Here is a 7,740-nt window from a genome sequence, read left to right as displayed (position 1 = left end):
TGCGGCACGGTGCCCGTGTCTTCTCCGGAGGCATGCCGCGGCAATCGGGGCTGTGGGCCGTGGTCGTCACGCTGCTTGTCAGCCGGCTTGTCGGCGGCACGTGATGGAGAGCGGCATGAAGATGATCCACCAGCACAGGCGGCCGAGAGCCCAGGTGGCGGGCTTGCCCACTTCGATTCGTAGAGCGTGCGCGCTTGCATGCAGGCAGCGGTGGAGGCAGCCCGGGAGCTCGTTGGACAGGTTCCGGAGGGCTGCCGTGTGTCATTCACCGGTGTCCCGACGGCGGTTGCAGGGGGTTACGTGGCTCTGCCGATCGCAGGGCGGCGAAGGCCCACATGCAGTCGACGGCTGCCGGACGCCCGTTCTTCACGGCGCGAGCGACCACGACGCGGCTACGGCCTGAACGCGCGGGGAAGCGCCATCAGGCGTAGCGTTGTGAAGGGACCTTTCGGGGAATGCCAACCCACGCACATGCACGTGGCCTGGTGTGTCTTCCCCCGCCCCACGGCGTCCCGAAACCGGGCTTCCGGAACGAAAGCGCGCACGGGGGTGCCAGAACACCGCCGCTTCTGAGATGACTCCCGCCGCAGCGCCCCATACCCGTGCGAACGCGCGAGATGCCGGCTTCGGCCGCCTCCGCAGCCGGCAGCCGCTGTCGTGGTGCCTACACCCGCACAAGCACCAACGCACCAAGTCACCAGAGGCAATGGGAGATTGTCATGACAACGAAGAGCGCCGTCACCTTTCTCCAGACCCCGTTCAACTGGATCAACCTGACCTTCGGCTGCCTGGAAGTCTTCACCTTCGGCACCGACGGCACCCTCCAGCACAACTGGCAGACAGCCCCGGGCAGCGACGAATGGTCAGGGTGGCGTTCGCTCGGCGGCAGCATCCAGCACCAGGCCGTCCCGACCGTGGCCCAGAACGAGAACGGTCAGCCGCAGGCGTTCATCTACGACACCGACGGCCAGGTCCGCACCATCACGCGCAACACCGACGGCTCGTGGTCGCGCTGGCTCGGCCTCGGCGGCGCCCCGCAGAGCACCCCAGCCCTCGCCAGGAACTGGGACGGCCGCCTGGAAGCCTTCGTCACGGACACCCGCGGCAACGTCGACCACCTCTGGCAAAGTTCCCCGAACAGCAATAAATGGACCGGCGGCTGGGAAACGCTGTTCCCCGACGTGGCAGGGTCGCCAGTGGTCCTGATGGACACCGACGGCCGGCTCGAGGCATTCTGTCGCGGCAACGATGGCTCGGGAGGCAACACCTACACCCTGCTGCACGCCTACCAGCGTCCCCACGTGAACGGCTGGGAATATGCCGACCTCGGCGGCAACCCGACAGGCGACGCGGGAGGCGACCCGACCGTCGTGCTGAACGTGTCCGGCCAACTGGAGGTCTTCGTCCTCGGTTCGAGCGGCTCCATCGAACACATCTGGCAGACCAAGCCCAGCAGCACTTGGTCGAGTTGGGCCCCGCTTCCCGGCGGCAACCCCGTCGGCTGCCCGGCCGTCGGGGTTGGCAGCGATGGCACGCTGGATGTCTTCGCCCGCCAGGACAACGGTACCCTCCAGCACATCTGGCAGACCCAGGCCGCCCCCAACGGTCGATGGGTGCCCGCCTGGGCACCGCTGTATTCCGGCACCCTGGAGATGACCGGCGACCCGGCGGTCACCACGGACGCAGAAGGCCGGCTCCAGGTCTTCGCCCTCTTCGGGGACCACACCATGCAGTACATCCGGCAGAACACCCCCAACGACCACACCGACTGGTCGTCATGGCAGTCGCTCGGCATCCCCCAGAGCTGAGCTTTCAAGATGCTGGGATCTCGCGGGCGAGCCCTGCAGTGGGCGAGCTGGAGGAAGGCGTCATGCATGCCGTCGGGGGTCTCCCCGCGGGTCCGTAAGCGGCGCGGGCCCTTGAGCCAGGCGGTGGCGGACTCGGCAACCCGTCGCACCTGGCCCAGGCCCGAGCCATGGAGCTGACCGCGCCCGGCGATCTTCGGGACGATGCCGCGCTCGCGCAGAGGGCGCCGTTACTTGCCGTAGCCGTAGCCGTAGCCGTAGCCGTAGCCGTAGCCGTAGCCGTAGCCGTAGCCGTAGGAGCGGGACGCGCGGGCAGGCGATGGACTGCCGTCAACTCGCGGCGGCAGTCGGGCCGGAGCGGGTTCCGGCGAAGGTGCAAGGGGCGTGGTCGAAGGCGAGGCGTCTGGCCGCACGGGGCGGCCGGGAGCAATGCTCAAGACCTGTGGATCAGCCCCGGGCGGGACGCGGAGGGCGTACCTTCCCGAATGATCCTGTGATGGTCACCGAGTAGGCCCGCGTTCGCAGCGCGGGTCGGGAAGGCACGCCCGTGCTCAGCGTAGTGAATGCCGACGGCTCCACCGAGTCCGGCGCCCTGATCGACGAGATCGTCCGCGAGGGCGCACGCCGCATGCTGGCCGCCGCACTGGAGGCCGAAGTCAACCAGTACATAGTTGAGTTGGCTGCTGAGCGGGACGACAGTGGGCACCGCTTGGTGGTCCGCAACGGCCACCACCGGCCCCGGACCGTCTCGGGCGGGTCCCGGCGCGTCCCTTGGTTGACCTTCACCCTGGGGGAGGCCACAGCATCAGTGGGGCCGGGTGATGCGCTCGGCATGAGGAGGAGCGAGCATGGGGTTGCTGACCATCGGGGCGTTCGCGAAGGCGTCCCGGCTGTCGCCGAAGGCGCTGCGTCTTTACGACGAGCTCGGTCTGCTGACCCCTGCACGCGTCGACCCGGTGACCGGCTACCGTCTCTACGCACCGGACCAATTGGACCAGGCTCGCCTGGTCGCCTGGCTCCGGCGCCTGGGCATGCCGCTGGCCCGCATCCAGCACGTTTGCGCGCTGGATGCGGGCCCGGCGGGCCATGAGGTCCGCGCGTTCTGGGCCCAGGTCGAGGCAGACACTGCCGCACGACGGGACCTGGCCGCCTTCCTCATCGACCACCTGTCACGGAAGGACCCAGCCGTGTCCCCGACCGCCGACTCCCTGGACATCCGCTACGCCGCCCTTTCCGACACGGGGCTTGTCCGCGAGAGCAACCAGGACACCGCCTACGCCGGATCCCGGCTGCTCGCTGTCGCCGACGGCTGCGGAAGCCAAGGAGCCCCTGCCGGCGCGGCCGCCATCGACGCGCTCAAGCACCTCGAAACCGAGGGCCTCCCAGCCGGCAATCTCCTCAACGCGCTCGACGACGTCATCGAACAGGCCAAGCAGGCCGTGCACGACGTCGCCGCGACGGGCACTTCATCCGGAGATACCGGCACGACACTCACCGCGATGCTCTGGACTGGATCACAGCTGGCCCTCGTCCACATCGGCGACTCCCGCGCCTACCTCCTGCGTGGCGGAGAGCTGTTCCAGATCACCCACGACCACACCATGGTCCAGTCGATGGTCGACGAAGGACGCCTCAGCCCGGAAGAAGCCGCCTCCCACCCCCAACGGTCGCTGCTGGTCAGGGCCCTGGGCCCAGGAGCCGACACCACCCCCGACATGCGCCTGCACGACGCCCGGCGGGAAGACCGCTACCTGCTCTGCTCCGACGGCCTGTCGACCGTCGTACCGACCCAAGACATCCACCGAGTGCTCTCCGAGACCCGTGAGCCCGAGCAGGCCGTCAGCGAACTCATCGCCCTCGCCAACGCCGCCGGCGGCCCCGACAACGTCAGTTGCGTAGTCGCCGACGTCATGGAACTCCAGCAGGAGGAGCGAGCGGCATGCACTTCGACTTGCACCACATCCGCTCCCAGGAACTCATCCGCGAAGCTGACGAGTACCGACTCGCCCGACAAGCCAGGAGAGCCAAGCCGGCTCCCCGCACCAGCGCAACCAGAACAGTGCGACCTGCCCCCGTCGCCTGCTGTCTTGGCTCCCCGGCTGGACACTGAACATCACGCTGTCTGCGGTTGAGCGGGACGCCGCCCACCATCTCTCCCACTCAATCTCAGGCAGCGTCGGGGCGATGCCACCCGCCCGCCCCGGAGGTGGATGAGACGGGCGTTCGTCGCCTGTCTTCCTCATCCGTCCAGTGGATTGTTCCTGCGGCTCGCAGGTCGGACGCGAAGGGCCGTCAGCTGATCTGTTCGGCCAGGGCGAGGATGATGCCGGAGGGACCGCGGAGGTAGCAAAGGCGGTAGATGTCCTTGTACTGCGCCACCTCGCCGATTAGTTCGGCGCCATGGGCGCGCAGGCGGGCGATGGTGTCGTCGATGTCGTCGACGGCGAACATGACCCGGTGCAGGCCCAGCGTGTTCGGCGGCGGGTTGTGCGATCCGCCGCCGATCGCCGAGGGGGCGTGGTACTGAGCGAGCTCCAGCTTGCCGTGGCCGTCCGGGGTCCGCATCATCGCGATGTCGCTGCGGACTCCGTCGAGTCCGACGGCCTGATCCGCGAAGAGGCCCTCGATCTGTGCCTTGCCTTCGACCTCCATGCCCAGTTCGGTGAAGAAGGCGACGGCGGCGTCCAGGTCTTCGACAACGATGCCGACGTTGTCCATCCGCTGAAGCGTCATGACGGTACTCCCTCTGCGTTGCGCGGCCCTTCGAGGCCAGGTACACCGAGGACGGAGCCAGCGGCCCGTTCTCGACACCCAGGATGATTCTTGCTGGTCAGGGGCGCCTTCTGCTGAGCTGATCACCTGCCGGACAGCCCGCTTCACGAAAGCACCAGGCTAGTACCCAGCCGTAGACCGTGATCTCCGTCAACGGGCTGTTGCGGTGAACGCCGGCGCCGGAGCCAGGCCGACGCCGCTGTCGGTCGACCGGCTGTCTTGCCGGGCATGCAGGCAGTGAACTGGGATGAGGTGCGACATCGGACCGTCGCTCTCTACTCGCGGCAGAGCACGGTCAGCCAGGCCACCGACCGCGCAGGACCTTACAGGATCTTCAACCCGGGAGAAGAGGAGAAGAGAGGGGGACGTGCGGGCACGGACCTCGCGGAGAAATGTGCTGTGCTCCTGCGGTCGCAGGGGTGCGGGACCACCGTGCGACCGACAGGTTCCGGTCCGTTCCGTGCTTCGCTGGGCGCATGGGCCGAAGCGAAGATGCGGTGCTCGAGCACAACTTCTTCACCGGTAGGATCGGCGTGATGCGCCCAGGACTTTTCCTGAGCCTGTCGCGGCTTGCCGCAGTCATGCTTTTCACCCTCTTCCGGCTGGAGTTCGGCGGACGGAGCGGGCTGGGCAACGGCGGACCGCAGGGGTTATCCGTTCGCCGCCTCGACCGGGCGACGCGAGCGGGAACCATCACCGGGCACCAGCGCAACCTGTTCGGCCGGTGCTCGGGTGGCCGGAGAAGTCCTGCGACCGTCCCGGGCCCACGGGGTGGCGCGTACGTTCATTGGTTCCTCACTCGTGGGTGAGGATGTTCCTTCGGGGGATTCCGTCATGTCCTACAGTCCTGTCGGCAGACCCGCCGGCAATCCCGCACTGCGCTCGGTCAGGGGTCTGGCTGTCGCCGTCTCAGTACTGCTCGGTGTCGCCGCTGCGGTGGACATCTTCGCCGTCTGGGCCGGTGTCGACCTGTACAGCCACCTGGGCAGTGCGCTGACCGGTCACACCGACCAGGCCGTTCACGACGCACGCGTCCTCGACGCGGCCGGGAAGGCCCAGATCGGTGCCGTTCTGGTCACGGGGGTCGTCTTCATCGCCTGGTTCCACCGGGTGCGCGTCAACGCCGAGTACTTCGCGCAAGACGTGTGCACCATGGCCCGTGGGTGGACCATCGGCGCCTGGCTGGTCCCCGTCGGCAACCTGTGGCTGCCCTACCGCGTCGCAAGCGAGATCTGGCAAGCCAGCGCCCAGAACACATCCGACGGCTCCTGGCGCACCGTGTCCAAGGCCCCGGTCACCGCCTGGTGGACCCTGACCATCACCTCCGCCGTCATCGGCCGGGCCGGCTCCGGCCTCACCGACTCGGCCACCACCCCCGCCGGCCTGCGTCACGCGGTCGCCTTCGCTGAACTCGGCGACCTCCTCAACGCGGTGGCAGCAATCCTGGCCATCGTCTTCGTCAACAGACTCACCCGCATGCAACAAGTGCCCAACCCTTCCGCCGCGGCCGCCGCCGTCCAACCGTGGCCGACATCCTGAGCCTGCCAGGCCCGACCTCCTGCCGGTCGGCAGCCCGGATGCCGCACGCATCGGATGGCTCATGACGAGGCGTCGGCCCACGCCGAGGCCAATGGGCCGGCGGGCGGGGAGGGCAGGCGTCGCACTGCTATGAGCGGTGTTCCTCGCGCCCGGCCCGGTGGTGAGGGCCGCAGACGCCGGAGCCGCGCCGGTGCTCACCCGTCGGCAGTGCGCCCGTGGTCTCCACCAGTGCCGCACACTGCGCTCGCTTGGCGCTGTCGACCATGCGATCGCTGTCGGATGCGGCGTTGGCCAGGCTCGCGCAGCACACGGTCAGCAGGACGGCACCGGCCAGGAAGGGCAGGCTTCGGCGCGCCGGAGGCGGCGCCAGCAGGGCCCGTACCCGCTGGGGCACCTCCCCACCGGTCGCGGCCAGCAGGGCGGGGCGGGATGCGCCCGCGGACGCGAGGGCGGCGCGCCCCACCGCACGGGCGACGACCACCCGGTCGCCCACCTGCGCTGCGGCCTCCTCGTCGGCCCAGCGCTCCAGGACGAAGGCGCCGGTGTCGGCCAGGGGGCGCAGCAGCGGATTCACAGCAGCTGCGAGCCGCCACAGGCGCAGGAAGAGGTGGTGCCGTGCGCGCAGGTGGGCGCGCTCGTGGGCCAGCAGGGCGTGGCGCTCGTCGTTGCCGAGACAGCGCAGCATTCCCCGGGAGACCACGATCCGTCCGGGCGTTCCCGGAAGGGTGAACGCCAGGGGAGCGTCCTCGTCGAGCACGGCCAGCTCCGTGTCGCCGGACAGCCCGGCGCACTCTCGCCGGACGCGCAGGACCTGACGGACCTGGCGGAGGGCGGTGACGCCCAGCGAGATGGCGCTTGCGGTCAGGGCAAGCGCGCTGATGGCCGCGACGACGAGGCACACAGGGTCCTCGGCGCGCAACGCGGTCACCGACCAGTGGCCCTCGGCCGCGACCTGGGGAATCTGCGCGATGCCGGTGAAGGCCAGCAAGGCGAGCGATCCGGTCCAGCCACCGGCCGTGACGAGTGCGGCGCAGGCCAGGGCCCAGGCGGCGGGACGCGGGCTGAGCCGCCGCGCCAGACGCGGCGCGAGCAGCGTGAGCACGGCCGCGACGCCGAACGGAACGTAGACGCTGATCAGCACCGGCTCACAGCCCCCCGCCGGAGCCCTCGCCCCGTGCGTCGTGCCCGGACAGCAGATGGTGCAGCAACTGCTCGTCCTGGGCGGAGAGTTCGGAAACGAAGCGGGTCAGCACCGCCTCGCGGTCGGAGCCTTCCTCCAGCAGCGACCGCATGCGCCGGGCCGTGTGTGAGGCCTCGTCGCGGACCGGTGTGTAGGCGTATCCGCGGCCCTGGCGGTGCCGGACGAGCATGCCCTTGTCGTGGAGGCGGGAGAGGGTCGTCAGGACGGTGGTGTACGCCAGGCCGCCCGGAAGCCGCCCGAGGACCTGGCGGGCGGTCAGTGGGCCGTCGGCGGCCCAGAGCGCGGCCAGCACATCGCTCTCGAGCTCGCCGCGCGCTCGCCTGCCTGATCCACCAGGGGGCTCCTCGTCCCTCGGGTCGCTCACCGTCCGCCCTTCCTCGCGCTTGGTCAGAACAGGCTACCCGGTCACCTCCTACTAGTTGT

6 protein-coding genes and 3 pseudogenes are annotated in these 7,740 nt (G+C 69.4%); 4 read left to right on the top strand and 5 right to left on the bottom strand.

Annotation, left to right across the window (positions count from 1 at the left end):
- The first annotated feature begins 617 nt into the window (after positions 1-617).
- Positions 618-1,808: a PLL family lectin gene (locus AC5WS8_RS34915; RefSeq protein WP_496107533.1), complete on the top strand. Its 1,191-nt coding sequence runs from the start codon at positions 618-620 to the stop codon at positions 1,806-1,808.
- Positions 1,809-1,828: 20 nt separating this feature from the next.
- Here AC5WS8_RS34915 and AC5WS8_RS34910 read toward each other — a convergent pair.
- A pseudogene (locus AC5WS8_RS34910) lies at positions 1,829-2,035 on the bottom strand (IS5/IS1182 family transposase); the annotation flags it as partial.
- Positions 2,036-2,242, bottom strand: coding sequence for a hypothetical protein (locus AC5WS8_RS34905; protein ID WP_496107532.1), 207 nt, complete (start codon positions 2,240-2,242; stop codon positions 2,036-2,038).
- A gap of 110 nt (positions 2,243-2,352) precedes the next feature.
- Here AC5WS8_RS34905 and AC5WS8_RS34900 point away from each other — a divergent pair.
- Positions 2,353-2,553 (top strand): annotated as a pseudogene (locus tag AC5WS8_RS34900) (IS256 family transposase); the annotation flags it as partial.
- Between the two features lie 100 nt (positions 2,554-2,653).
- Positions 2,654-3,718, top strand: a pseudogene (locus AC5WS8_RS34895) (MerR family transcriptional regulator); the annotation flags it as partial.
- A gap of 379 nt (positions 3,719-4,097) precedes the next feature.
- Here AC5WS8_RS34895 and AC5WS8_RS34890 read toward each other — a convergent pair.
- Complete coding sequence (locus AC5WS8_RS34890) at positions 4,098-4,538, bottom strand: VOC family protein (protein WP_496107531.1); 441 nt, start codon at positions 4,536-4,538, stop codon at positions 4,098-4,100.
- A gap of 873 nt (positions 4,539-5,411) precedes the next feature.
- Here AC5WS8_RS34890 and AC5WS8_RS34885 point away from each other — a divergent pair.
- Positions 5,412-6,116: a DUF4328 domain-containing protein gene (locus AC5WS8_RS34885; protein ID WP_496107530.1), complete on the top strand. Its 705-nt coding sequence runs from the start codon at positions 5,412-5,414 to the stop codon at positions 6,114-6,116.
- Between the two features lie 127 nt (positions 6,117-6,243).
- Here the strand turns inward: AC5WS8_RS34885 and AC5WS8_RS34880 are convergent, their stop codons facing one another.
- Together AC5WS8_RS34880 and AC5WS8_RS34875 are read right to left on the bottom strand one after the other, a co-directional pair.
- On the bottom strand, positions 6,244-7,257 hold the full coding sequence (locus tag AC5WS8_RS34880; RefSeq protein ID WP_496107529.1) for a M56 family metallopeptidase: 1,014 nt from the start codon (positions 7,255-7,257) through the stop codon (positions 6,244-6,246).
- A 4-nt stretch (positions 7,258-7,261) separates the two neighbouring features.
- Positions 7,262-7,681: a BlaI/MecI/CopY family transcriptional regulator gene (locus tag AC5WS8_RS34875; RefSeq protein WP_496107528.1), complete on the bottom strand. Its 420-nt coding sequence runs from the start codon at positions 7,679-7,681 to the stop codon at positions 7,262-7,264.
- Positions 7,682-7,740: the final 59 nt, after the last annotated feature.

This window comes from Streptomyces sp. PTL18, assembly GCF_059510295.1.
This window is presented reverse-complemented; position numbering and strand designations above follow the sequence as displayed.

Excerpts from the sequence above, each read along its gene's own strand:
- AC5WS8_RS34890 (WP_496107531.1), bottom strand. The coding sequence starts at position 4,538 with ATGACGCTTCAGCGGATGGACAACGTCGGCATCGTTGTCGAAGACCTG.
- AC5WS8_RS34915 (WP_496107533.1), top strand. The coding sequence starts at position 618 with ATGCCGGCTTCGGCCGCCTCCGCAGCCGGCAGCCGCTGTCGTGGTGCC.
- AC5WS8_RS34885 (WP_496107530.1), top strand. The coding sequence starts at position 5,412 with ATGTCCTACAGTCCTGTCGGCAGACCCGCCGGCAATCCCGCACTGCGC.